General features: G+C 40.3%; 27 protein-coding genes and 1 riboswitch. Of the genes, 19 read left to right on the forward strand and 8 right to left on the reverse strand.

Features of this window, described 5'->3' with window-relative positions; genetic code table 11:
- Nucleotides 1-468: 468 nt before the first annotated feature.
- Nucleotides 469-1,536 carry a PRK06851 family protein gene (locus tag E2R53_RS06300; protein WP_133310890.1) on the forward strand — a complete coding sequence of 356 codons (1,068 nt, stop codon included), beginning with the start codon at nucleotides 469-471 and terminating at the stop codon, nucleotides 1,534-1,536.
- A 33-nt stretch (nucleotides 1,537-1,569) separates the two neighbouring features.
- Here E2R53_RS06300 and E2R53_RS06305 read toward each other — a convergent pair whose 3' ends face one another.
- From E2R53_RS06305 to sspL, 3 genes are all read right to left on the reverse strand, one after another.
- On the reverse strand, nucleotides 1,570-1,926 hold the full coding sequence (locus E2R53_RS06305; protein ID WP_133310891.1) for a hypothetical protein: 357 nt from the start codon (nucleotides 1,924-1,926) through the stop codon (nucleotides 1,570-1,572).
- Between the two features lie 67 nt (nucleotides 1,927-1,993).
- Nucleotides 1,994-2,173 carry a hypothetical protein gene (locus E2R53_RS06310; RefSeq protein WP_133310892.1) on the reverse strand — a complete coding sequence of 60 codons (180 nt, stop codon included), beginning with the start codon at nucleotides 2,171-2,173 and terminating at the stop codon, nucleotides 1,994-1,996.
- 258 nt (nucleotides 2,174-2,431) lie between these two features.
- Nucleotides 2,432-2,575 carry a small, acid-soluble spore protein L gene (gene sspL / locus E2R53_RS06315; protein ID WP_070877423.1) on the reverse strand — a complete coding sequence of 48 codons (144 nt, stop codon included), beginning with the start codon at nucleotides 2,573-2,575 and terminating at the stop codon, nucleotides 2,432-2,434.
- 122 nt (nucleotides 2,576-2,697) lie between these two features.
- On the opposite strand from sspL, the gene E2R53_RS23155 reads away from it, so the two are divergent.
- Complete coding sequence (locus tag E2R53_RS23155; RefSeq protein WP_206197356.1) at nucleotides 2,698-2,859, forward strand: hypothetical protein; 162 nt, start codon at nucleotides 2,698-2,700, stop codon at nucleotides 2,857-2,859.
- Nucleotides 2,860-3,654: 795 nt separating this feature from the next.
- A complete protein-coding gene (locus E2R53_RS06320) occupies nucleotides 3,655-3,963 on the forward strand; it encodes a hypothetical protein (protein ID WP_133310893.1) in 309 nt (102 codons plus the stop codon).
- Nucleotides 3,964-3,997: 34 nt separating this feature from the next.
- On the opposite strand, the gene E2R53_RS06325 is transcribed toward E2R53_RS06320, so the two are convergent.
- Both E2R53_RS06325 and E2R53_RS06330 read right to left on the reverse strand, forming a co-directional pair.
- Complete coding sequence (locus E2R53_RS06325) at nucleotides 3,998-4,303, reverse strand: hypothetical protein (RefSeq protein ID WP_133310894.1); 306 nt, start codon at nucleotides 4,301-4,303, stop codon at nucleotides 3,998-4,000.
- A 121-nt stretch (nucleotides 4,304-4,424) separates the two neighbouring features.
- Nucleotides 4,425-4,757 carry a hypothetical protein gene (locus tag E2R53_RS06330; RefSeq protein WP_133310895.1) on the reverse strand — a complete coding sequence of 111 codons (333 nt, stop codon included), beginning with the start codon at nucleotides 4,755-4,757 and terminating at the stop codon, nucleotides 4,425-4,427.
- Nucleotides 4,758-4,895: 138 nt separating this feature from the next.
- Between E2R53_RS06330 and E2R53_RS06335 the strand changes: the two genes are divergently transcribed.
- From E2R53_RS06335 to E2R53_RS06355, 5 genes are all read left to right on the forward strand, one after another.
- Nucleotides 4,896-5,459, forward strand: a complete 564-nt coding sequence (locus E2R53_RS06335) for a cysteine dioxygenase (RefSeq protein ID WP_133310896.1) — start codon at nucleotides 4,896-4,898, stop codon at nucleotides 5,457-5,459.
- Between the two features lie 55 nt (nucleotides 5,460-5,514).
- Nucleotides 5,515-5,832 carry a hypothetical protein gene (locus E2R53_RS06340; RefSeq protein ID WP_133310897.1) on the forward strand — a complete coding sequence of 106 codons (318 nt, stop codon included), beginning with the start codon at nucleotides 5,515-5,517 and terminating at the stop codon, nucleotides 5,830-5,832.
- Between the two features lie 117 nt (nucleotides 5,833-5,949).
- A complete protein-coding gene (locus E2R53_RS06345) occupies nucleotides 5,950-6,324 on the forward strand; it encodes a nucleotide excision repair endonuclease (protein ID WP_070877419.1) in 375 nt (124 codons plus the stop codon).
- A gap of 215 nt (nucleotides 6,325-6,539) precedes the next feature.
- The gene (locus E2R53_RS06350) at nucleotides 6,540-6,818 is read left to right on the forward strand and encodes a DUF1292 domain-containing protein (RefSeq protein ID WP_133310898.1); all 279 of its coding nucleotides are present in this window, start codon (nucleotides 6,540-6,542) and stop codon (nucleotides 6,816-6,818) included.
- A 172-nt stretch (nucleotides 6,819-6,990) separates the two neighbouring features.
- Nucleotides 6,991-7,776, forward strand: a complete 786-nt coding sequence (locus tag E2R53_RS06355; protein WP_133310899.1) for a phosphatidate cytidylyltransferase — start codon at nucleotides 6,991-6,993, stop codon at nucleotides 7,774-7,776.
- A 68-nt stretch (nucleotides 7,777-7,844) separates the two neighbouring features.
- Here the strand turns inward: E2R53_RS06355 and E2R53_RS06360 are convergent, their stop codons facing one another.
- Complete coding sequence (locus E2R53_RS06360) at nucleotides 7,845-8,966, reverse strand: NAD(P)/FAD-dependent oxidoreductase (RefSeq protein WP_133310900.1); 1,122 nt, start codon at nucleotides 8,964-8,966, stop codon at nucleotides 7,845-7,847.
- A 129-nt stretch (nucleotides 8,967-9,095) separates the two neighbouring features.
- Between E2R53_RS06360 and E2R53_RS06365 the strand changes: the two genes are divergently transcribed.
- Entirely contained in the window at nucleotides 9,096-10,070 is a 975-nt protein-coding gene (locus tag E2R53_RS06365; protein WP_133310901.1) for a VCBS repeat-containing protein, read from the forward strand.
- Nucleotides 10,071-10,305: 235 nt separating this feature from the next.
- Here the strand turns inward: E2R53_RS06365 and E2R53_RS06370 are convergent, their stop codons facing one another.
- On the reverse strand, nucleotides 10,306-10,755 hold the full coding sequence (locus E2R53_RS06370; RefSeq protein WP_133310902.1) for a cupredoxin domain-containing protein: 450 nt from the start codon (nucleotides 10,753-10,755) through the stop codon (nucleotides 10,306-10,308).
- 131 nt (nucleotides 10,756-10,886) lie between these two features.
- On the opposite strand from E2R53_RS06370, the gene E2R53_RS23160 reads away from it, so the two are divergent.
- A complete protein-coding gene (locus E2R53_RS23160; RefSeq protein ID WP_165970835.1) occupies nucleotides 10,887-11,051 on the forward strand; it encodes a hypothetical protein in 165 nt (54 codons plus the stop codon).
- Nucleotides 11,052-11,087: 36 nt separating this feature from the next.
- Here the strand turns inward: E2R53_RS23160 and E2R53_RS06375 are convergent, their stop codons facing one another.
- Complete coding sequence (locus tag E2R53_RS06375) at nucleotides 11,088-11,369, reverse strand: hypothetical protein (protein WP_133310903.1); 282 nt, start codon at nucleotides 11,367-11,369, stop codon at nucleotides 11,088-11,090.
- 217 nt (nucleotides 11,370-11,586) lie between these two features.
- Here E2R53_RS06375 and E2R53_RS06380 point away from each other — a divergent pair, with 217 nt between their 5' ends.
- The 9 genes from E2R53_RS06380 to cbiB all read left to right on the forward strand — a co-directional run bounded on the left by E2R53_RS06380 (nucleotide 11,587) and on the right by cbiB (nucleotide 21,615).
- A complete protein-coding gene (locus E2R53_RS06380; protein ID WP_133310904.1) occupies nucleotides 11,587-12,843 on the forward strand; it encodes a M20 family metallo-hydrolase in 1,257 nt (418 codons plus the stop codon).
- Between the two features lie 229 nt (nucleotides 12,844-13,072).
- Nucleotides 13,073-13,750, forward strand: coding sequence for a diphthine--ammonia ligase (locus E2R53_RS06385; protein ID WP_133310905.1), 678 nt, complete (start codon nucleotides 13,073-13,075; stop codon nucleotides 13,748-13,750).
- Between the two features lie 66 nt (nucleotides 13,751-13,816).
- A riboswitch (cobalamin riboswitch) is annotated at nucleotides 13,817-14,001 on the forward strand.
- A 130-nt stretch (nucleotides 14,002-14,131) separates the two neighbouring features.
- Nucleotides 14,132-14,680, forward strand: a complete 549-nt coding sequence (locus E2R53_RS06390) for a cob(I)yrinic acid a,c-diamide adenosyltransferase (RefSeq protein WP_133310906.1) — start codon at nucleotides 14,132-14,134, stop codon at nucleotides 14,678-14,680.
- Nucleotides 14,655-16,205 (forward strand): cobyric acid synthase, encoded by a 1,551-nt coding sequence (locus tag E2R53_RS06395; protein WP_286166091.1) that lies wholly within the window; start codon nucleotides 14,655-14,657, stop codon nucleotides 16,203-16,205. Before E2R53_RS06390 ends, E2R53_RS06395 begins: the two co-directional genes overlap by 26 nt.
- Nucleotides 16,198-17,253, forward strand: coding sequence for a nicotinate-nucleotide--dimethylbenzimidazole phosphoribosyltransferase (gene cobT, locus E2R53_RS06400; RefSeq protein WP_133310907.1), 1,056 nt, complete (start codon nucleotides 16,198-16,200; stop codon nucleotides 17,251-17,253). The genes E2R53_RS06395 and cobT overlap by 8 nt, the downstream gene beginning before the upstream one ends.
- Before the next feature lie 34 nt (nucleotides 17,254-17,287).
- Nucleotides 17,288-18,277: an ABC transporter substrate-binding protein gene (locus E2R53_RS06405; RefSeq protein ID WP_133310908.1), complete on the forward strand. Its 990-nt coding sequence runs from the start codon at nucleotides 17,288-17,290 to the stop codon at nucleotides 18,275-18,277.
- Nucleotides 18,240-19,307 carry a FecCD family ABC transporter permease gene (locus tag E2R53_RS06410; RefSeq protein WP_435796769.1) on the forward strand — a complete coding sequence of 356 codons (1,068 nt, stop codon included), beginning with the start codon at nucleotides 18,240-18,242 and terminating at the stop codon, nucleotides 19,305-19,307. The genes E2R53_RS06405 and E2R53_RS06410 overlap by 38 nt, the downstream gene beginning before the upstream one ends.
- Nucleotides 19,308-19,325: 18 nt before the next feature.
- Nucleotides 19,326-20,669 carry an ABC transporter ATP-binding protein gene (locus E2R53_RS06415; RefSeq protein WP_165970909.1) on the forward strand — a complete coding sequence of 448 codons (1,344 nt, stop codon included), beginning with the start codon at nucleotides 19,326-19,328 and terminating at the stop codon, nucleotides 20,667-20,669.
- Nucleotides 20,653-21,615 carry an adenosylcobinamide-phosphate synthase CbiB gene (cbiB, locus tag E2R53_RS06420; protein WP_133310910.1) on the forward strand — a complete coding sequence of 321 codons (963 nt, stop codon included), beginning with the start codon at nucleotides 20,653-20,655 and terminating at the stop codon, nucleotides 21,613-21,615. The genes E2R53_RS06415 and cbiB overlap by 17 nt, the downstream gene beginning before the upstream one ends.

Raw genomic sequence — 21,615 nt, forward strand, 5'->3', positions numbered from 1 at the left:
GGAATCATACGGGTCTATGTTTCCTCTTTTCCCGGATTTGAACTGTATTGTGGAATCATACGGGGTCTATGTTTCCTCTTTTTCCGGATTTGAATTGTATTGTGGAATCATACGGGTCTATGTTTCCTCTTTTCCCGGATTTGAACCGTATTGTGGAATCATACGGGGCCTATGTTTCCTCTTTTTCCAGATTTGAACCGTATTGTGGAATCAAACAGGGTCTATGTTTCCTCTTTTTCCGGATTTGAATTGTATTGTGGAATCATACGGGTCTATGTTTCCTCTTTTTCCAGATTTGAACTGTATTGTGGAATCAAACAGGGTCTATGTTTCTTCTTTTTCTGATTTTGCTCGATATTGTGGAATCATACAGCCCCTATGATTCCCAGATTCATAAATTTAAAAATGGGCGTTCACCCTTACTCATTTTGAACATATGTTAGAAGAAAAGAGTGAGAGGATGATTGGATGAGCGGAAAAGCTCTTCATTATTTTGCCGGAGGGAATACGGCTAAAGGTTATTTCAGCCTGTATGATTCTGCATTTAAGAATTTATCACGTGTGTTCATGCTTAAGGGCGGGTCAAGAGCCTATAAATCAGAATACATGAAATTGATTAGTGAATCATTCCTTGCAGCCGGACATTCTATTGAGTATTTACACTGTCCATCTAACAATGAGTGGCTCGACGGGTTCATTATTCCAAGTGCCGGAACAGGAATCATAGATGATGCTGTGCCGGATATTCGCAGCCACATCCCGATAGAAAACCTTGAAGTGATTGTCATGAATAATGACATGAAGCATCAATCTGCATATCATGATGCAATCGGACAGCTCACAGCTGACATTTCTTTTAAATTTCAGCAGGCATACGAAACGTTCGCAGCTTCGCTGAAAGCACATGATGACATTGAAGATATATATATAGCAAATATGGATTTTACTAAAGCGAATCAGTTATCAGCTGATCTTATCGACCTTTTCTATGGAGAAGAGAAGGCCGGCAAACCTTCTGTTGTTAACCACCGCTTCCTGGGCGCAGCTACACCTGATGGAGCAGTAGACTTTATTCAAAACTTAACAGAAGATATCGAAAAGCGGTATTTTATTAAAGGGAGAGCTGGGTCAGGCAAGTCCACGATGCTGAAGAAAATTGCAGCCGCCGGTGAAGAAAGTGGATATGATGTGGAAGTCTATCATTGCGGATTTGATCCAAACAGCCTCGACATGGTCATACTGCGGGAATTAGGCATTGCGATTTTTGACAGTACGGCACCACATGAATATGATCCCGATCGTCCAACGGATGAAATAATCGATATGTACGAAAAATGCATAACGGCTGGAACAGATGAAAGATTCGAGCCTGAAATTCAGAGAACAACTGAAGCTTATAAAGATAAAATGAAAGAAGCTATTTCTTATTTGGCAGAAGCAAAAGGGATGATGGATCAGCTGGAGGAGTTGAAAGGCGAAATGCCATCTTCATATTCAGTTGATTTATACAAAATAATCACAGAAGAATTAAATTAGGAATGAAGAGAGCTAATGATTTTAGCTCTCTAGTTATGTCAGTTTTAAAAAACGGATAGGTGTATCCAAATTAGATTGATCCCGGTAAGACCGGTAAGCTACTACCTTATGGTCTATAGTACGTACATCAAGCTGTAAAATCTCAGACCCCCTGGTTTCCAGCTTGTAATGAACATCACCCTGGTCCAATGTATAAAACGAAAAGGTCAGACCTAAAAGATGCTTGGTCCTTTTTACAGATTGGGGATGGAACCGGATGTAAGCTGCTAATTGTTCTATTGTAGCAGTTTGGGTTCCTGTCAGTGAATCGATTCGCTGTTTTACATATGCAGCCGCCTGAATTAGATTCATTTTCGTTCTATTTAGCATGTTAGAAAAATGAATATCCATATGGCTTCTCCTTTCATTATTGTGATCCGGAGAATTCATCATAGTTCGTTCTCCCGATCAGCTGAATTTACTGATTTTGATCCGGCTGTGCAGAAAATTGGTTATTTGTCCCTTGGCTGCTCATTCCAGTTAATTGCGGCATCATATTCTGAAGCTGACCTCCGCGGCCTGTCATCAAACTGTATGCAGCTGCACCAATACCGATTGAAGCAATGATAGGAAGGATTTGGATATTATTTTTATTCATTTTCAATCACCCGTTTCATAATTACTTTTTTAATGCAGTTATAGGTTCTGTCTTTTTCTAAAATCTAAAGCTAACAAATCCTTCCTGACACAGAATTTCTTTAAAGCGGCAAAATAGGAATAGCCTCTCTTTTTACAAGAGAGGCTATGTTGCATTCATAAAGCAAATTTATAAAGTTTAGATGTCAGTAAACAGAAATCCTTTAAGAATTAATTAAAAAGGAAAGAAAGGGAAGGAGGCACCATTGCCCCCCGGTTTCTAAATTTTCGTATTGGATTTTTTAGCTCTATTCTCAAGCTCGCTTTTAGGTTCAGATGAAAACTCAGTATCTTTACCATGGCCCTGAGGATTCACGCTGGGTGCTGCTTTACCGCGATTTGATCCTGTAAATTTGCTGCTCATTGCATTCACCTCCACGCATAATATGCCCCTAAATAAAGGATTTAAAAAGCAGATTTTGGTGACCCTCGGAAAAACGTTCTTAAAAACGAATTATCTATTAATTCAAATATAGGAGGCCTATGATGAAAACGATCATTTCAAATAAAGAATTAGCATTTTTAGTCGATGCAGCGGCAAAATCTGATGTGTCAAAAGAAGATTTCAAGGTTTTCGTTCAATCAAAAAAGCTTGAAAGAGAAATAAAGGTCTACGTAAACGATAAATTTATGTCCTTACTTAAATAGTTGGCTGTTTTTCTGAAGCTTAACAAATTAATTAAATCTCCTGTAAACTAAGTTCCATTTATTTTTTCTCACAAAAATGAAAATCCTTACAATTTATTTGGAAAAGGGTGCCTGGAAAGTTTATCCCAGATCTAAAGATCAGTTTCTAAAAACAGTTCATTTCATATATGCTGCCAAAGAACTCTCCTTTAATTCACATTTTCCTTCTGAATTTCTGTTAACCAACACTTCGTTTAATTTTATGGCCAAACATTTGAGGGTCACATGAAAAAAGACACCTATATAGACTATAAAGAATGAATAGGGAAGAAAGGAGAGAAAAAGTGTCCAATAACGACAGCCATCATGGTCAATCAAAGGCTTATTTAACGATTCCTTCAACAGGAAGTACTTCATATCAGGAATTCTTCCGTGTCAATTATATGTAAGACTATCTGAAACACCAGCAGCAAGTAAATACTGAACTTTCACATGCAGTAAATGCCTTAAACAGCTTACTTCATGAGTCCAGAAAAGAGCAAAAGCAGCACTATCATGCTGTTTACCGGCAATTAGAAAAACAGGAAGCTGCGACATCACCGCTGCTGTCAAATATAGAAACACAGCAGTCTGCATCAAAAATATTGAGTGAACGACTAGAAATTATGGAAAATTCAAACACTGAAATGATGAGCAAATTAATAAGTGAAGGTCATGTAAGCCAGGCAATTATGTGATCAGCTCACATTGCAGGATCAGTCTATAAGAGAACTTTCAGGGAGATTTAAATCGTATGAGAGTTTGCAGGGGAAAATAATGGACCAGCTGGATTCGCATGCTGAACTTAAAGAACAGATTAAAAACAGGCTGGAACTGCAAGAGGTGTTTCATCAGAGTGTAATCGAGAGGATCAATCATCAAGAAGCTTTGACAGAGAAAATTTCAAGAGATATAGCTCACTTAAAATCTGTTATTTTTGAAAGGGTTTCTTATCTCGTTGAAAAAGCAGAAGCGAATTTCAAAATAACGAAAGAGTATATATTCAATCTTTTCACAAAGAGTGAATCTTTTAAAGAATATACGATGACAAAGCCTCAAAAGAAAAAGGATCTTTCAAACCTTTAACAAAAAAAACCAACTGAAGTTGGTTTTTATCATGTCATGATTTATTTTTCCATTTATCAATCTCTTCCGTTACAACAAATGCAAGATCGTCATTTCCAAACAGGGAGAGTACACCAAGAAGTGTATCGTTTGAAATTTCGCCAGCTTCCTCTTTGGATACAGTTAATTCGATTGCTTGCTTCAATTCATTATTTTCAGCCTGATTAGGATATGCGCGTCCATAAAGTTCTGCAGGGTCAAGATCATGATTGATGCACCATTGGGCAAAGACAAGAATCATCATTTGCTCGTCGCGCTGATAATTGCGGATGATTTGTTCTTGTGTCTCTTTAGAATTCATGTCAAAAAGCTCCTTACTATGTATCATTTCTATCCTTATCATAGCACAGGATTTTATGCTTGTAATGAAATAGCAAAAAGAGGCTTCATTAGGAAACCTCTTCGCTTCTTGAGTTTAGCTGTTAATAATAGAACGGGTAAGGGATGAAGAATGGAAAGATAAACGCGTAATACGGAAAACGGCGTCTTCGGTAACGTCGGAATCTTCTTCTATATCCATATTGCCTGTTCGCATCCATTTCACTTTCTTCCACTTCTTCAGGAATCATCATTGTGACACCCTCATTATCCATATCCTCGATAATTCCTTCAACTTGAGATCCATCTGTCATTCGTGCAATAACATAAAAATTCATATGTCTTCTGCATGTGCTCATTGCATCTTCTCTAGTTTCAAAAGGTTCTTCTTGCGGCCAATTGGCAGGATAATACCCATATTGGTAATTGTTCATCATAATCCCTCCTCTGCGGTTTAGGTTATTCACCCGCATCAAAACATGTAACAATGTAGTTAGAAGTATTTTTTTCATATGGATAAGATATTGAATCATATTGTTTAAAGTGATACCTGAACTTGAAAGGAGGTTCCTATTTTGAAGCTGATTGATAAAGTCCAGACCATTCTTGGAAGTGTTCAAACTGCGGCGAAAATGGATCTATTGGAAGCCTTAAAGAATTTGAATATACAGCTTGAAGAATTAGAACCCTTTCTTAAAAACGAACAAAATAAACCATACTACCGAAAGCTGCTTTATAAAAATGAGTACCTTGAGCTTCTAGTGATGAACTGGTCTGAACTGGAATGTGTGCCTCATGATCATGGGAGTTCGCATGGGTGGATTCAAGTCATAAACGGAGTTTCTGAAAATACTGTATATGAGGTCAAAGAGAATCAGCTGCCTTATGAAATTTTTACAGTAAAAAAAGAGAAAGGGAAGATCTTTTTTGCGCCAAAAGGAGGCGTGCATAAAATGAGGGAGGCTCAAGGCACAAACCTTGTAACTCTTCACCTTTATTCTCCGCCAATTACAGGAATGAAGGTGTATGATCTGGAAAAATGTGCAGCATGTGTGGTTTCTGATGATTGCGGTGCATGGTGGCCTGATGAAGAGTCTCAAATGGTGAAAGAAATAAAACTAAAAAAAGCTGCGGAATGAATTCGCAGCTTTTTAATATGCTGAAATTGGATATAACTATATTGAGGTGATTTTAATGAAGCGGCCGACACACCTGTTCATTTTCTTTATGGCAGGACTTTTCCTTTATTATGCCTGGACAGGCTTTGTAAAAAGCGAACTTACAATTACAACACATAAAGGGTTCATTTTGGAAAAGTACGAGACTGCAGACATTTTAGAATCAGGAATAAATGTCATGTCTCAGACTGTTTATCACGTTAAACTTTCAACAGGTGCCAGTCTGCAGGTATCTGCATTTGTCTATAGCACCCTCAAGACAGGGGAATCAGCCGTTTTCGCAGAAAAACAAAACCATGTGTACCTTATAGATGAAAACAAATTAATATATTGAATACTCTTTTTATAAGATTTGGTGGCATTTTCCGCTATACGTATGAGATAATACATAAGTTCATTTTTCGCACGAAATTGATAAGAACAAGTCACATAATATAGGAAGTGAATCATAATGATTAAAATTGAAATCCCTAGAGCAGATGTTGTCCTGACAAGAAATCCGGTTAAAGGCCAGCCTGTTGAAGCACCATTAAGCAGCGAATACGGTTTTACTGATTACAACAGAATTCCCCGCGATAAAGGCGGAATTTTCATGTTTTACAATATCAATGATGAACTTTTGTTTGTAGGCAAAGCACGCAAGCTTAGACAAAGAATCAAAAAACATTTTGAAGATACTGTCTCTCCAATCAAAAACAACCGTGATGAAGTACATGAAATTGCTGTTTGCATCGTAGACAATGCAGTAGATCGTGAAATTTACGAGACATACATTATTAATGAGCTTCAGGCTAAATATAATGTAGATAAAGTATTTTATAAATAATGAAGATTAGCATTCGGCCCTGCCGGATGTTTTTTATTGGATCTAATTTTAGCAGCACCGTAAAAAAATTGCTGCTATTTAACGATTAATAGGTAATTGGAGTACAAAGTGTTATAATAAACTGGTTTCAAAAGAGGATTATATTATTTGAGTTAGGGAAAATAACTAAAGCAAAGAATTCATCCAAATTTCAACTAATGGAAGGAGATTTTACGATGGATAAAATTGAAGTAGGCGAGATTTTCACAATCAGCGATGAGAACGATCAGGAGCAGGAAGTAGAAGTTCTTGGGGTATTAGAAGTAGACGGCACTGAATATGCGGCAGTTGGTTTTGTTGAAGAAATTCAGCAGGAAACAGACGAGGACATTGACATCTACTTCCTTCGTGTAGACGAAGAAGGAGACTTCACTGCCATTGAAAGCGACGATGAGTTTGATAAAGTATCCGCTGCGTTTGACGAATTGATGGAAGAAGAAGCAGAAGAAAACTGATCTACATAATTTTAAGACCAAGTGCTTTCATGCATTTGGTCATTTTATTTACGGATGGATTTTACTTGAAATACAAGGAATTTCTATTTAAAGATACAGATTTGTTTTTCGTTTTTCTTATCTTTATAGTACAATCAATTCTAATGGAAAAAAAGATAAGGAAGTGTAACAAATGAAAGAACGCATCATCACCGGCATTATTATCTTGATTTTATTCATGATTCCATTCTACATTGGAGCATTTTGGTTTACTTATTTAGCCATGATTTTAGCCATCATTGCCTTTCATGAATTGACAACTATCATTAAAATCAGAAAATACGGGACGAAATATTTTGTTGGCCTTGCAGGAATTGTGCTGTTATTTCTCCCGCTGCTTCCGTTTTTGAATGTAACGTTTGAGATTATCCAAATTAAAGTGCTGCTGGCACTCGTTTTGTTTTTCCTGACATCCACCGTTTTTAATATTGAATATTCAATTGAAAAAGCTGGAACGCTGCTGATCGGTGTTCTCTACATTGGATTTGGCTTTGTGTTTTTGGCAGAAGCTAGAATTGATGAAGGCCTTATTTGGACACTGGCAGTATTAATTTCCATTTGGGCAACTGACTCAGGAGCCTATTTTATCGGCAGAAAGTTTGGCAGAACGAAGCTTGCTGAAAAGGTAAGCCCGAATAAAACGATTGAAGGTTCAATTGGGGGCATCATCATTGCTCTTATTATTGGTCTTGTTATGCAAATGAGTTTTCAGCCATTTGACAATTATGGTGAAACAGTACTTCTGATTTTTGTCGTTTCTATTGCCGGTCAAGTTGGAGACCTTGTAGAATCAGCTTTAAAACGCCACTTCAAAGTAAAAGATTCAGGCAAGCTGCTTCCTGGACACGGCGGCATTCTCGACAGGCTGGACAGCTGGATCTTTGTTTTCATCGGATTGAAGTTAATAGGATTAATTTAAAGGATATACGATTACCGTATATCTTTTTTTTATCTATAAAATGAAAAATTCGAAAGGGAGGGGGATCTTCAGTCTCCCAAAGCCCCTTCAATTTTATATAGATCAAGGTCAATCTCAAGTTCCATGCCAAGTGCAAGCTTTGCAAGCTCCCGGCCAATAAAAGGACCCATCGTCAGCCCCGATGCTCCCAGTCCGTTTGCAGCTGCTAAGCCTCGCAAGCCCGGTACGAAACCTACTACAGGCAAAAAACCCGGAGTAAATGGCCTGAAACCGGTTCTGGCTTCAAGAAAGGTACTGCTTTCTAGGCCTGGTGCCGTTTCTAAAGCTTTATTAAAAACCTCCTGCAGGCCGCCTGCTGTAATTCTAGTATCGAAACCTTCAATCTCATTTTCATGCGTTGCTCCGGCGACAATCCGCTGTTCATCAAATGCAAGTAAATATTGATCACTTGGAGGCATGACTACAGGCCAGGAATCCGTATTTGCGTCTTCTATTTTCAAATGGGCAATCTGAGCTTTTTGATAGGTAACTTTAAAAGTTATGCCAAGAGGTTTTACTAATTCATTTGCCCAGGCTCCTGCGCAGATTATGACCTCATCTGCAGAAAAAACTTTCCCGCTAGCAAACACTCCTGTCACTTGGTTGCCTTCATATTGAAGCTTAGCATCCCCATTAATATAAACGGCTCCCTTTTTTTCGGCAGCTCTTAAAAGGGAGTCTCTTAAAGCACGGCCATCAACACGTGCAGCTCCTTCAATATGAACGGAAAAATAGTCATCTGATAGCGGAGGAAAGCTTTTTTTTGTTTCTATTTTGGATAATGAAGTGATTTTGCCGATTTCCGGTGCATCTTCTTTTCTTTTAATAGCCCGTTCTTCAACCTTCTTAATCTTATCTTCATCACGATGCAGGATAATCGCCCCTACCCGCTTATAACCCGTATTTGATTCACCTTCTTTTTCTAGTTCATTAATTAATTCCGGATAGTAACGGGCTCCGCCTTTGGCAAGCTTATACCAGGCTTGATTTCTGCGCTGTGACACCCAGGGGCAGACGATTCCGGCCGCAGCATCTGTTGCTTGTCCTGCATCTTTGCGGTCTACTATAGTGACATCCGCTCCGAATTTAGTTAAATGATAGGCAGTGGAAGCTCCTAAGATTCCTGCACCGACTACGATGATTTTTTTCATTTACATTCATCCTTTTAATAATTCATTACTCTTACTATACACGATTGTTCTCATCCTTTTGATTCCATCCTAACCAAAGATAAGAGCGCATAGAATAGTGTATCAAATGTTTTTATAAAGAGGTGCAGAATGAATCCGATAACGAACAATTATTTGCCTTTGATAAAGCATTTTTTACCGCATGAAGCTGAAGTGCTGGAAATATTGCATCCGATGAACCGCCAGGCCATACTTGTTGGTGATATAGACGGAGATCAAATCATGGAAATTGCGGCTGCCTACAGATACAATGAGGAGCATTATGTCCTTATCTTAAAAAATGTTCATCATTCGTGGCAACAGGCAGCAAATTTGAAAGGAAACAGTCCTTATTTTGCTGATTTTTATCTTAACCCTCCTGAGATGAACCGTTATATTGTGACCGAGGAAAAGGGTGACGTCACTGGAGATGGCATACCTGATAAAGTCTATCTGACTGCCGATCAAACTCCGGACAGTCCATTTCTGCAGAATATCAGGCTAAATGTTAAAAATGGAAGAACCGGACAAGTGCAGCAAATTCCTCTAAAAGAGAATGCCGGATATGAACCATCTTTGTTTTTGGGTGATTTCACCGGCAATAAAGCAAATGATATTTTAGTAGTCATTAACTCAGGCGGCAGCGGAGGCATTATCTTCACCTATGTTTTTTCCTACATGGACAGGAACTTCAAACAGATATTCGACTCTGAAACATTTAATGAATCAAATAAATACGAAGTTATTTATCTAGATCAATACAAGGCTCAAGTAAATAGTTTAAACCCGGCTAAAACATATATTCTTGACCTTCAGTATAAAGGGGAGGAGTACCTGAACGAAATTTATAATAAAGACGGAACTTTAAAACAGCCTGTTGAGGGCTGGGTAGCTCCGCTTTCAGGACTGTACCCGGTCGACTTTGAACGGGACGGCATATACGAACTGGATGCGTATCAGAATATCGCGGGCAGGTACAGTGCAGATGGATTAGGTTACATGATGAATGTTTTGAAGTGGAATGGACGTGAATTTGTGACTGATCGGCAAAGCATTGCGATTTTTGGAAAGGAAAAAGAGCAGTAAATATTTTAATGTCAATCGATAAATACAAGCTGCGATTCAATTTTAGTTTTCACTATCTTCCTTGTTCTCGGTGTCATTTGGCTATTCTTAAAAAAACAAAACAAGCAGTTAAAAGGAGTCATCAGCTAATCCAAATTTAGTAACCGATTGACAGTATTAAGCTGCAATTGAAGGGAACTTCCAGAAATGGAGTTCCCTTTTTTCTAATTCTTGTCCTCTAATACATAATTAGTCCTTAATCCACAACAATATACGCAACCATCGGCACACCTTGTCCGTGATGGGAGTGTGTATCGCAAATGAGGCGATAAATTCCTTCTTTATCGAATTTTAATGGAATGACTGTTTTGGTCCCTTTTTTCACTGTACCAGTGATGTCCGTTCCTTCAATTCTGAATGGATGCTCATTGCCATTCACACCATGAATGGTTAATGTAACTTGTTTTCCTTCAGGCACATAAATCGTTCCCGGGTCCCATCTGTAGGCTTCAATCTCTTTTCCGTCATCCGTTTTTGATTTGAATTCCCCTGTGACCATATTGATTTCCAGATTCCCGCTGTTATTTTCCATTTTCAAGGTCGGAGCTGCTGCCGGACTGAAATAATACCAACTGCCAATTCCTATTAAGGCAAATAGTGCCGCTCCAAATAAAAGCCATTTCTTTTTAATTAAGACAAAGCGCATGAATGTACCTCCTATCTCTATTTTTAAATTTATATGACAGGAGGGATGAAAACTTGTCTTATCTATTCATGTAAAAAGACGAATAGACACGTTTCTATTAACAAACCCTTTAAGAAAAAGGAGGTTCAACCATGAAAAAAGAAAAAGATGATTCGTTTTTGAAGCTGAAAGATAGACAAGCACATCCAAATTTCAAGGACATATCAGGAGACTCCGTAGATGAACTCAGAAATACAGAGTCTGCCAACATCATGTTAGGCGGAGATGAAATCAAGCAGCAAAATGAAAATCTATAAACCAAAAAAGGTATGTCACATGCGACATACCTTTTATTATTCCTCATTATAGAACTCACTGCTGAACAGATTATATGAGTCCTCTTCTTCCTCTTCTTTATCAATTGCCCGCACAGTGTCAGAGTAAGATTTTCTTCTCCGGTTTAAATCCTTGAATTCCGCTTCCAGAAATTCTGCCTGATTGTGCGAAAGCTTAATCGTGACTTCATTATTATTTTCATCTGCAGCTTTTAAAAGCACATAGCTGTCTACCGAATCACGCAGCGTCACGTTGCTGAGCGTTAAATTCATATTATTTAATTCGTATCTTGCTTTCATTGATGAATGGACCTCCAGTGGCCGTATATATTATACATTCTATTTTATAGGTATAGACACAAAAGTACAATGAACCGGCAAAATAATTCTAAATAACCATTCTATTGGACAAAGTGTAAAAACATATCATGATTCATTTTACGTTAAGAAAAATGAAATAGAGAGAAATTTGCTATATTATTAATACAGAATATTCTATAAATTCACACAGGAGGGGATACGATTGACAGAAAAAACACTGACAATAAACAAAACCCGGCTGGAAGAAAGAATACATGCTCTATCTCAGATAGGGAAAATCAGTGATACTGGAGTATGCAGACTGGCTCTATCTCCTGAAGACAAAGCCGCAGTGGAAACGGTAAAAGGCTGGATGGAAGAAGCAGGATTAACGGCGAGAATCGATCACTTTGGAAATCTGATTGGCCGGCTTGAAGGAAGGAATCCTGAGGCTCCTGTATTAATGCTGGGTTCACATATTGATTCACAGCCGTATGCAGGAAGATTTGATGGAGTAATCGGTGTTATAGGTGCGTTAGAAGCCGCTCAAACATTGAAAGAGTTGAATATTACTCCAAATATGCCAATTGAAATTGTCGCGTTTTGCGATGAAGAGGGCTGCCGTTTTAACAAAGGATTGTTTGGAGTTAGAGGAATGCTTGGTCAACTGGAAGAAGGCGAGTTAGACCGGACAGATAAAAATGGCATCACTCGAAGAGAGGCATTAATTGAATTTGGATGTGATCCTGAAAGATTCAAGGAATCAGAATACCCTGCCGGAAGTATTTCCGCATTTATTGAGCTGCACATTGAACAAGGGCCGATTCTTGAAGCAAAAGATACACCCGTTGGAATTGTTACAGGCATTTCAGGGCCATTATGGCTGACGGTAGAATTGGAGGGCTTTGCAGGTCACGCCGGCTCTGTCCCTATGCATATGAGACAGGATGCGCTTGTTGGTGCAGCCAAAATCGTTGTCGCGCTCAATGAATTAACAAGCGAGGATGTTTCTGCGCCTACAGTCGGTACAGTTGGAAGCATGAAGATCTTTCCTGACTCACGAAACATCATTCCCGAAAAAGTCAGCTTTACAATCGATTTAAGAGATATTGAGATTGAAAGACGCGATCTTATTGAACAGCAGCTAAGAAAAAAAATCCACACGATTTCACAGCAGCATGGACTGACTTATACCATTTCAGAAGATACAAATAGTGAACCGCGCTATTGCTCTGAAAGAATAAAAAGATTGATGAGTAAAGAGAGCGCAAGTATCGGGCTGAATGCGATTGAATTAATGAGCGGACCGTTTCATGATTCGCTGGCAATGTCGTATGAATGTGAGTACGGGATGATTTTTGTCCGCTGCATGGACGGCATCAGCCATAATCCTAAAGAGTTTTCAACTATTGAAGATATCTCGCTTGGAACGGAGCTATTATACAGAACGGCTATGAAAATGGCTTTAGATTAAATAAAAAATGAATCATGGAAAACCAGATAAAGAGCGCCAAAGTGGATAATTATTCATTTTGGTGTTTTTTGATAGAAAAATAACCGGCTTAAGAGGCAGCTTGTTGTATTTTAATACACTCACCTCATTCTTAACGGCAATTTCTTTTGACTAAAGATTCCTTATGAATCATAATCAAAATGGAAAAAGACAAAGAATACATAAAAAAAGATTGAAAGCGGTGAATCCAATGAAGAAAAAGATTGCCCTATCCTGGAGCGGCGGAAAAGATGGCTGTATGGCACTGCATAAGCTAATTGCCCAGGGCTATGAAATTGCCTGTCTTGTAACCACTGTACCAGTGGAGCTGGAAAGAACGTTCGGACATGGCGAGAAAATGGAAGCGATTCTAAAACAAAGTGAAGCCTTAGGTATTCCTGTGCATTTTATTAGATGTACATTTAAAGGATATACTCAAAGTTTTATAGATTCACTTAGAGAGTTGAAGGAGAACTATCATCTTACAAGTGCAGCTTTCGGAGATTTGTATCTTGATGAACACCGCAGCTGGGGAGAGAATGCAGCGGACTCTGCCGGGTTAGAAGCACTGTATCCGCTCTGGATGGAGAAGAAGGAAGCAGCGCACGCCCTTCAAGCTTTTGTAAATAGCGGATACAAAGCTGTCATCATCAGAACTCAGGATGATGTGCTTGATAAAACATGGCTTGGCAGGGAAATTGATCAGCAGCTCATTGAAAAAATGAAGTCCGAGCCTATCTGTCCTATGGGTGAGGCAGGGGAATATCATACCTTTGTGTATGATGGTCCATTATTTAAAAAGCGAATCCAGCTTACATTTGGCGAGAAAACACAAATGGAAACTACGACGCGTCTGGAGCTTGAAGGTTTAACCCTCATCGTGAAATAGTCTGACTGACGTTTCAGAAAAAAGATTTTGATGACATTTCCATTTTTATAGATTACAATGAACAAAAAAATATGATTCTTTAAAAGTGCCTGAAAAATATCAGGATAATAGGGAAACCGGTTAAAATCCGGTGCAGCCCCCGCTACTGTAAGCGCAGATTCCATTGAGATGCCACTGACTTTTTAAGTTGGGAAGGTTCAATAGAAAATGAAGCGTGAAGCCAGGAGACCTGCTTTTAAAGATTGATTGCTTGTTTTTCGGTGGGAAAAATAAGTCAGGTATCCTTAGTGTGTAAGAATTTGCTTATTAAAGGCCTTGACTGACTTCCTATTCAGTTCAAGGTCTTTTTTATGTTTATAGACAAAAAAAGGAGATGCGGGAATGACAGGGAATGATCAAAAAGGAAGAGTACTTGTTTATACGGGCAATGGCAAAGGAAAAACAACAGCGGCAATCGGTCTTGCTGTCCGGGCAATCGGAAGAGAAATGAGAGTCTCCATCCTTCAATTTATAAAATCACCCGAAAGAACTTATGGCGAAAAAAACGTGCTTGAAAAACTCAGCGGTGCTGAGATTCATCAGCTTGGCGCCGGATTCACTTGGACAAAAACACCTGATGTGCACCGAAAAGCGTTAAAATCAGCCTGGAGTATAGCTAAAGAAAAGATCGTAAGCGGCAAGTATGATGTTGTCATTCTTGATGAAATCAATAATGCGCTAGCTATTCAGAAATTCCCGGTTGATGACGTTCTGCCGATAGAGGATGTCATACATACGATTCAAAACCGCCCGAACCACGTTCATATCATTCTGACAGGAAGGGATGCAAAAGAAGAAATAAAAGAAATCGCGGATCTCGTGTCTGTCATCCATGTAGAAAAGCACTACTACGAAGAAGGTGTAGATGCCATTTATGGAATTGAATATTAACGAACAAAACGCATTAAAACTCATGATTCAAGGCACACATTCTGACGCAGGAAAAAGTATGCTCGTGACAGCACTATGCCGGATATTTAGGCAGGACGGCTATCAAACAGCCCCGTTTAAATCGCAAAATATGGCTCTGAATTCATATATAACGAGTGATGGCAAGGAAATCGGAAGGGCTCAGGGAATTCAGGCGGAGGCTGCCCGAATAGAAGCGACGACTGATATGAATCCCATTTTGATCAAGCCATCAAAAGACATGGAATCTCAAGTGGTTTTTCATGGGAAGCCCTATGCAAATATGAGGGCAACCGAGTACAGAGAGGATTTTTATCATTTAGGACTGCAGGCGATTAAGGATTCGCTGATGAAGCTGTCTAACAAATACGAAGTCATTGTGATCGAAGGGGCTGGTTCTCCTGCAGAAGTGAATTTAAATGACCGTGAGCTTGTGAACATGAAAGTAGCATCAATCGCAGAGGCTCCAGTGATTTTAATCGGAGATATTGACAAAGGAGGCGTTTTTGCAAGCCTCGTCGGAACCCTTCAGCTGCTGAGCGAGACCAGCCGGAACCGATTTATCGGGGTGATTATCAATAAATTCAGAGGCGATCTTTCTCTGCTTCAGCCGGGGCTGGACTGGTTTGAGGAATATACAGGGCTTCCGGTACTTGGAGTTGTTCCCTTTTTGCCGGACCTGGAAATAGATGGGGAAGATTCTCTTGTTTTAAGCCAGTATTCAAACGGCACCAACCACGATGCAGAGCTGGATGTGGCGGTTCTTAGTTATCCAAGATTATCAAACTTTACAGATATTGATCCGTTAAGGCTCGAGCCTGATGTGAATATCCGTTTTGTTAAAAAAGCAGCGCATTTTGGAAACCCCGATCTCATCATTTTGCCTGGAACAAAAAACACGGCTGAAGACCTGCTGTTTTTAAAACAGACAGGACTCGATAACAAAATCTTCTCAGCTTATGAAAAAGGCATTCAACTTGCAGGTATTTGTGGAGGCTTTCAAATGCTGGGGGAAAAGGTAATGGATCCAAACGGAGTTGAATCAGATCATCAGGAACTGACTGGACTTGGGATTTTCCCTGTATGTACAACGATCTTTTCTGAAAAGAAAACGATCCGTTCTGAGGGGTATTGCTCATTAAAAGATTTTGAAAAAATTTCTTTAACCGGATATGAAATCCATATGGGACAAACAGAATCAACACAGAAAGTGAATTCTTTTTCAGTCCTCTCGGGCATTGAAGACGGCTGTACCGCTCGAGATGGGCAGGTGTTCGGCACGTATTTGCATGATGTTTTTCATAATGATGAATTCAGAGGGATTTATTTGAACAAGCTGCGGCAGAAAAAAGGGCTGGAACCGATTGAGCGCTCGCTCCGCTTCCGTTCTTTTAAAGAAAGCGAGTATGACAGACTTGCTGCCCACGTCAGAGGCACTGTTGATTTGAAAAAGATTTATGAATCAATGAAAACGTTTTATTTAAAGGGGGTGAAACAAAATGATTGATATTTATCAGCAGATAGAATCGATAAAACCTGTCAACAAGCAAAAAGGGCTCGAAGCTTTAGCCTATATTCATTCCTTAACAAAGCCAATGAACAGCCTTGGAGAAATCGAAAAAATGGCTGTTCAGCTTTCAGAAATCACGTCTAACATAAAACCTGAAGTCTTTCCCCCAGGTGTCATCGTTTTTGCTGCAGACCACGGAGTTACAGAGGAAGGCGTCTCTGCTTATCCTCAAGAGGTGACGGCTCAGATGGTCAAAAATTTTCTGAGTGGAGGGGCAGCCATAAACGTATTTACAAAACGGGTAAATGGGTTGCTGGAAATCGTTGACGCAGGCGTGAAAACAGATATTCCCGGTGTCCGCTCTGAAAAGATCGCATATGGAACAAAGAACTTTACGGTTGAGCCTGCCATGACAAGAATGGAGGCAGTCCGCTCAGTGGAAATGGGAATGCAGCGAGCAGATGCCATGATTAAAAATGGCGCTAAGCTCCTGATCCTTGGAGAAATGGGTATTGGCAATACAACTTCAAGCAGCGCCATTGCAGCGGCCCTGAGCGGAATAAAGCCTGAGGAGCTTACTGGCAGAGGAACAGGCATCGAGTCAAAGCAGGTTGCTTATAAAGCAGAAGTGATTCAAAAAGCTCTAAATAAGCTGAAGCCTGACGCAAATGATCCGATTGATGTTCTTGCCAAGGTAGGCGGTTTTGAGATCGGGGCGATGGCTGGCGCCATGCTTTACGCAGCATCAAAAAAAATTCCGGTTGTTTTAGATGGATTTATATGTACAACGGCTGCACTCGTTGCTTCAAAATTAAATCGGCATGTGTGTGATTACATGATTGCCGGTCATTTATCGGTCGAACCGGGACATCTTCATGTTTTGAATTTACTTGGGAAAAAGCCGCTTGTGTCCTTGGGAATGAGGCTTGGCGAAGGAACTGGAGCAGTTCTTGTCTACCCGCTGGTTGAAGCAGCCGCTGAAATGGTGAAGGGAATGGCAACATTTGATGCGGCAGGTGTATCAAAGGAACGTACAATAAAATAAAAAACAGACAATGACATAAAAGGCGGAGAAAAAAATGAAAACATCTTTCGGCACTTATTTTCATCGTATTGCCCTTATGCTGCTTTTACTGGCAGGAATCCTTTCGGGATGTACACAGGGAGAACAAACTCAGCAAGCGAGCAAGAGCCAGGAACAAACTCAGCAGGCTGAAAAGAAGGAAGAAGCTTTCCCGGTAACTGTTACAGATGATGCAGGAAACGAAGTAACACTAGAGGAAAAACCGGAGAAAATTGTTTCACTGCTTCCCAGCACGACTGAAATGCTTTTTGCCCTTGGACTTGACAAGGAAATCGTCGGTGTCTCCGATTATGATAACTATCCAGAAGCAGCTTTAAAAAAGGAAAAAGTAGGAGCACAGGATTTAAATGCAGAGAAAATCATTTCCCTGCAGCCGGATGTAGCTTTTCTGCAGGATTATCATGCTCAAAATCATGGGGAAATCCTCAAACAGTTAGAAGCAGCTGGCATCAAGGTGTTTATAGTCGGCTCACAAAATTCATTTGACCAGGTATACACAGCCATCCGCACTGTCGGGAAGGCTACAGGAACGATAGATAAAGCAGACAGCATCATCGCAGATATGGATGCACAAGTTAAGGCCATCAAGGAAAAAGCAAAAGCTGTTAAAGACGAAAAACGCGTTTGGATTGAAGTCTCACCGCAGCCGGATATTTACACAACAGGCAAAGGAACATTTATGAATGAAATGCTTGAAATGATTGGAGCTGAAAATGTTGCAGCAGCTGAAGAAGGCTGGGTAAAAATGGACGAAGAGAAAATCGTCAGCAGCAATCCGGATGTCATCATCACTACATATGGCTACTACGTCGACAATCCAGCTGATCAAGTTCTAAACAGAAGCGGCTGGAAGGAAGTAAAAGCGGTTCAGTCAAAACACGTGTTTGACGTAAACAGCGACATGGTGACCCGTCCTGGCCCCCGCTTAGCAGATGGAGTTGAAGAGCTTGGAAAACTCATTTATCCAGATGTGTTCAAAAAATAAACATCGGTTTCTCATTTTGTTTGCAGCAGTCTTTGCCATCATCAGCATGATATCAGGAGTCTTTGTGGGGGCGGTAAATGTTACCGTCCCTGATATTTTAAACATCATTGCAGGCAAAATGTTTCATCTTCAGCTGTTTCAGGGAGAAAAGAGTACAGAAATGATCATCTGGGAGATCCGGTTCTCTAGAGTTCTGCTCGCTTTTTTTGTTGGAGCATCCTTGTCGCTTGCCGGTGCTGCGTTTCAGGGACTGCTGCAGAACCCGCTTGCTGATCCGTATACGATAGGCGTTTCATCCGGAGCTTCTCTTGGAGCGGTCATCATTATTTTTTTCCAAATTCAAATAACCATTCTCGGCAGTTTTACCCTGCCGATCATCGCAGTTCTCTTTGGAATGCTGACGCTGCTCATCGTCTTTGCTTTAACTCACTTGGCAAGCGGAAAGCTTACAAATGAAACCATTATCCTCGCAGGCATAATCATTTCTTCGTTTATCAGTGCGTTTATTTCCTTGCTGATTGCCCTGATTCCCCGTGAGGATATCAGCCAGATTCTCTATTGGATCATGGGAAGCGTTGCGATGAGAGGATGGGGGCACGTTCAATTAATCGTCCCATTCTTTATACTTGGGGCTGCGGTCATTCTTTTCCATTATCGTGAACTGAATAACATGGCACTGGGTGAACAGGCAGCCCAATTTTCCGGAATGAATGTAAAAAAGAAGAAAACCATTGTCTTGATTGCGGCATCCATTTTAACAGGAAGCGCTGTAGCTGTGTCAGGAGCGATCGGATTTGTAGGACTCGTTATTCCTCATCTCGTCCGTCTCTTGGCCGGAGCGAATCACCGTCATGTTCTTCCGCTTTCTATGCTGATAGGAGGAGGATATCTTGTCCTAGCCGATCTGCTCGCAAGGTCCATTATCTCTCCTAAAGAACTTCCAATAGGAGTCGTAACAGCGCTGATTGGATCGCCTATATTCACTTTATTGCTTATCAAAAATCGAAAACAGAAGAAGTCACATCTATAAAGGAAGGAAGGGATGCATATGCTGCAGGTCAATAATCTGACTGGAGGTTACGATGGGAAAAAAGCGGTCATCAAGGATCTCTCTTTTTCCATCGAACAAGGACGTTTTTTTGCTTTAATCGGTCCCAACGGCAGCGGAAAAACAACAATCATCCGGTTAATTATGGGGGCATTGCCCGTACACGATGGGGAAATCCTTCTAGGTGCAAAGCCACTGGGTTCATATTCTCAAAGAGAACTCGCTAAAAAAGCTGCCGTTATGACCCAAGAAAACGAAGCAGGGCTTGATTTTTCAGTTGAAGAGATTGTCATGCTCGGCAGATATCCTTATCAAAAAGCGCTGTTTTTCAAAGAAAACACGGTGGCGGACCTGCAAGCAACAGAAACTGCCATGAAGCAGACTTCCGTCTGGGAATACCGCAAGCGCCCATATCATTCATTAAGCGGCGGAGAGAAACAAAGAGTGCTTCTTGCAAAAGCGCTGGCTCAGGAACCGGAACTGCTTCTGCTCGATGAGCCAACAAATCATTTAGATGTGAAACATACGAAAGAGCTTTTGGAATTACTGAAAAAATTGCAGAAAGACATGAATCTGACCATCCTAGCCATTTTGCATGACCTGAATTTGGCATCACTCTATGCAGATTCGATCGGATTGCTTAACAACGGAGAGCTGGAAGGGAAGTATGAGGACCTTCATCTGCAAAACGAGAACACCTTTTCAAATGTCTATGAAGTTAAGCTCAATTTTACTTCTCACCCATCTGTTTCAAAAACGCAAATTTCTCTCTCTCCTGATTATATGGCAGAAAAACCTGTCAATCTTCTGTCAGCTGTCCAAATTCAGCAAACAGAAAGGGCAGCATATATAAAAATGCAGAAACCTTTTAGAACTCTTTCTGCAGGGGTTGACGGAAAAGGGCTTCATTGGAGCAGACAGTGGATTTTTTCCCAAGCAGAACAGTCAGATAAAGGAGAATCCATTTTTTTCTCAAGCATACAGCCTTATATTCTGTGGTCTTTAAATGAAAACTTGCCGCAAAATGAGCTGCATCAGAATTCGTTTATCGTAAATCAAAGCGGCTATACGTTTTGTGCGATAGTATCTCATTCTCCTTATGACGGGAAAGTGCACGCCGCTATCTTAACGGATGCACCTATAGACGACGCAAATTTAATTAATTTGGCTTTAAAACTAAATGCTGTCAAATGGCATGCTGAGCAGAACTTTGGAAAAATCGTTGTTGGCATTCAGAAAAAAGAGCAAAATCAAGCTGATCTAAAACGGATCTTTGAAGCAGCCGAAGATCTATTGCAGACAGCTCTAAAAAGACTGGAGACTCCTCATGCAGTCTTTCGATGAGCAAACGGTCCTCCTCATTATGATGAGTGTAATGCTTGATCTTTTAATCGGAGACCCGAAATGGCTGCCGCACCCAGTCATCTTTTTCGGAAAGGTTATCAGCAACATAGAAAGAGCATGGAATAAAGGGGACAGGAAAAAGCTTAAAGGCATCATGCTTGCTGCGTATCTGCCTTTTTCAGTTTTCATTATTTCTCTGTTTCTGCTAAAACTGCTTTATGCGATTTCTCATCTGCTTGGAATGGCTATTGAAATCTACCTTATTTCTATGACCATCGCCATTAAAGGACTGAGGGATGCAGCAATGGAAGTCTATCATCCTTTAAAGTCAGGAGATCTTGCTGAAGCCCGGAAAAAACTTGGTTATATTGTGGGAAGAGATACTGACAAACTTCCTTCATCTGAGGTTGTGAGGGGAACGGTTGAAACGGTTGCAGAAAATACGGTGGATGCCATCATTTCCCCGCTGTTTTTTGCCATCATAGGCGGTGCTCCGCTAGCCCTTGCATACAGGGCAGTCAATACACTCGACTCGATGGTCGGATACAAGAATGAAAGATTTATAGACTTCGGCTTTGGATCTGCAAGACTTGATGATCTGCTCAACTTGATTCCAGCCCGTATTTGCGCAGGGTGTATGTGGACAGGCAGTTTTTTTATAAAAAAAATGAGAAGAATACATGCATTATCCGTAACGAAAAGAGATGCAGCTAAGCATCCAAGTCCTAACGGCGGATGGCCGGAAGCCATGACTGCGGGACTGCTCGGCATCCAGCTTGGCGGTGTAAATATATATGGCGGAATTGTCTCAGAACGGGCAAGGCTTGGTGATCCGCTCGAACCTTTGACTTTCATCCATATAAAAAGGGCAATTCTCATTCTGAACAGTGCCTGGATTCTTTTTTTGACAGGTTATTTGATCCTATTTGGATTAGGGAGGCAATAA

The organism is Peribacillus frigoritolerans, from assembly GCF_004358755.1.
In the GTDB taxonomy this organism is placed as follows: Bacteria; Bacillota; Bacilli; order Bacillales; family Bacillaceae; genus Bacillus_P.

What these genes read in the sequence shown, in the direction of transcription:
- E2R53_RS06300 (WP_133310890.1), top strand. Translation starts at nt 469, where the DNA reads ATGAGCGGAAAAGCTCTTCATTATTTTGCCGGAGGGAATACGGCTAAA.
- E2R53_RS06305 (WP_133310891.1), bottom strand. Translation starts at nt 1,926, where the DNA reads ATGGATATTCATTTTTCTAACATGCTAAATAGAACGAAAATGAATCTA.
- E2R53_RS06310 (WP_133310892.1), bottom strand. Translation starts at nt 2,173, where the DNA reads ATGAATAAAAATAATATCCAAATCCTTCCTATCATTGCTTCAATCGGT.
- sspL (WP_070877423.1), bottom strand. Translation starts at nt 2,575, where the DNA reads ATGAGCAGCAAATTTACAGGATCAAATCGCGGTAAAGCAGCACCCAGC.
- E2R53_RS23155 (WP_206197356.1), top strand. Translation starts at nt 2,698, where the DNA reads ATGAAAACGATCATTTCAAATAAAGAATTAGCATTTTTAGTCGATGCA.
- E2R53_RS06320 (WP_133310893.1), top strand. Translation starts at nt 3,655, where the DNA reads ATGGACCAGCTGGATTCGCATGCTGAACTTAAAGAACAGATTAAAAAC.
- E2R53_RS06325 (WP_133310894.1), bottom strand. Translation starts at nt 4,303, where the DNA reads ATGAATTCTAAAGAGACACAAGAACAAATCATCCGCAATTATCAGCGC.
- E2R53_RS06330 (WP_133310895.1), bottom strand. Translation starts at nt 4,757, where the DNA reads ATGATGAACAATTACCAATATGGGTATTATCCTGCCAATTGGCCGCAA.
- E2R53_RS06340 (WP_133310897.1), top strand. Translation starts at nt 5,515, where the DNA reads ATGAAGCGGCCGACACACCTGTTCATTTTCTTTATGGCAGGACTTTTC.
- E2R53_RS06345 (WP_070877419.1), top strand. Translation starts at nt 5,950, where the DNA reads ATGATTAAAATTGAAATCCCTAGAGCAGATGTTGTCCTGACAAGAAAT.
- E2R53_RS06350 (WP_133310898.1), top strand. Translation starts at nt 6,540, where the DNA reads ATGGATAAAATTGAAGTAGGCGAGATTTTCACAATCAGCGATGAGAAC.
- E2R53_RS06355 (WP_133310899.1), top strand. Translation starts at nt 6,991, where the DNA reads ATGAAAGAACGCATCATCACCGGCATTATTATCTTGATTTTATTCATG.
- E2R53_RS06360 (WP_133310900.1), bottom strand. Translation starts at nt 8,966, where the DNA reads ATGAAAAAAATCATCGTAGTCGGTGCAGGAATCTTAGGAGCTTCCACT.
- E2R53_RS06365 (WP_133310901.1), top strand. Translation starts at nt 9,096, where the DNA reads ATGAATCCGATAACGAACAATTATTTGCCTTTGATAAAGCATTTTTTA.
- E2R53_RS06370 (WP_133310902.1), bottom strand. Translation starts at nt 10,755, where the DNA reads ATGCGCTTTGTCTTAATTAAAAAGAAATGGCTTTTATTTGGAGCGGCA.
- E2R53_RS23160 (WP_165970835.1), top strand. Translation starts at nt 10,887, where the DNA reads ATGAAAAAAGAAAAAGATGATTCGTTTTTGAAGCTGAAAGATAGACAA.
- E2R53_RS06375 (WP_133310903.1), bottom strand. Translation starts at nt 11,369, where the DNA reads ATGAAAGCAAGATACGAATTAAATAATATGAATTTAACGCTCAGCAAC.
- E2R53_RS06385 (WP_133310905.1), top strand. Translation starts at nt 13,073, where the DNA reads ATGAAGAAAAAGATTGCCCTATCCTGGAGCGGCGGAAAAGATGGCTGT.
- E2R53_RS06390 (WP_133310906.1), top strand. Translation starts at nt 14,132, where the DNA reads ATGACAGGGAATGATCAAAAAGGAAGAGTACTTGTTTATACGGGCAAT.
- E2R53_RS06395 (WP_286166091.1), top strand. Translation starts at nt 14,655, where the DNA reads ATGCCATTTATGGAATTGAATATTAACGAACAAAACGCATTAAAACTC.
- cobT (WP_133310907.1), top strand. Translation starts at nt 16,198, where the DNA reads ATGATTGATATTTATCAGCAGATAGAATCGATAAAACCTGTCAACAAG.
- E2R53_RS06405 (WP_133310908.1), top strand. Translation starts at nt 17,288, where the DNA reads ATGAAAACATCTTTCGGCACTTATTTTCATCGTATTGCCCTTATGCTG.
- E2R53_RS06415 (WP_165970909.1), top strand. Translation starts at nt 19,326, where the DNA reads ATGCTGCAGGTCAATAATCTGACTGGAGGTTACGATGGGAAAAAAGCG.
- cbiB (WP_133310910.1), top strand. Translation starts at nt 20,653, where the DNA reads ATGCAGTCTTTCGATGAGCAAACGGTCCTCCTCATTATGATGAGTGTA.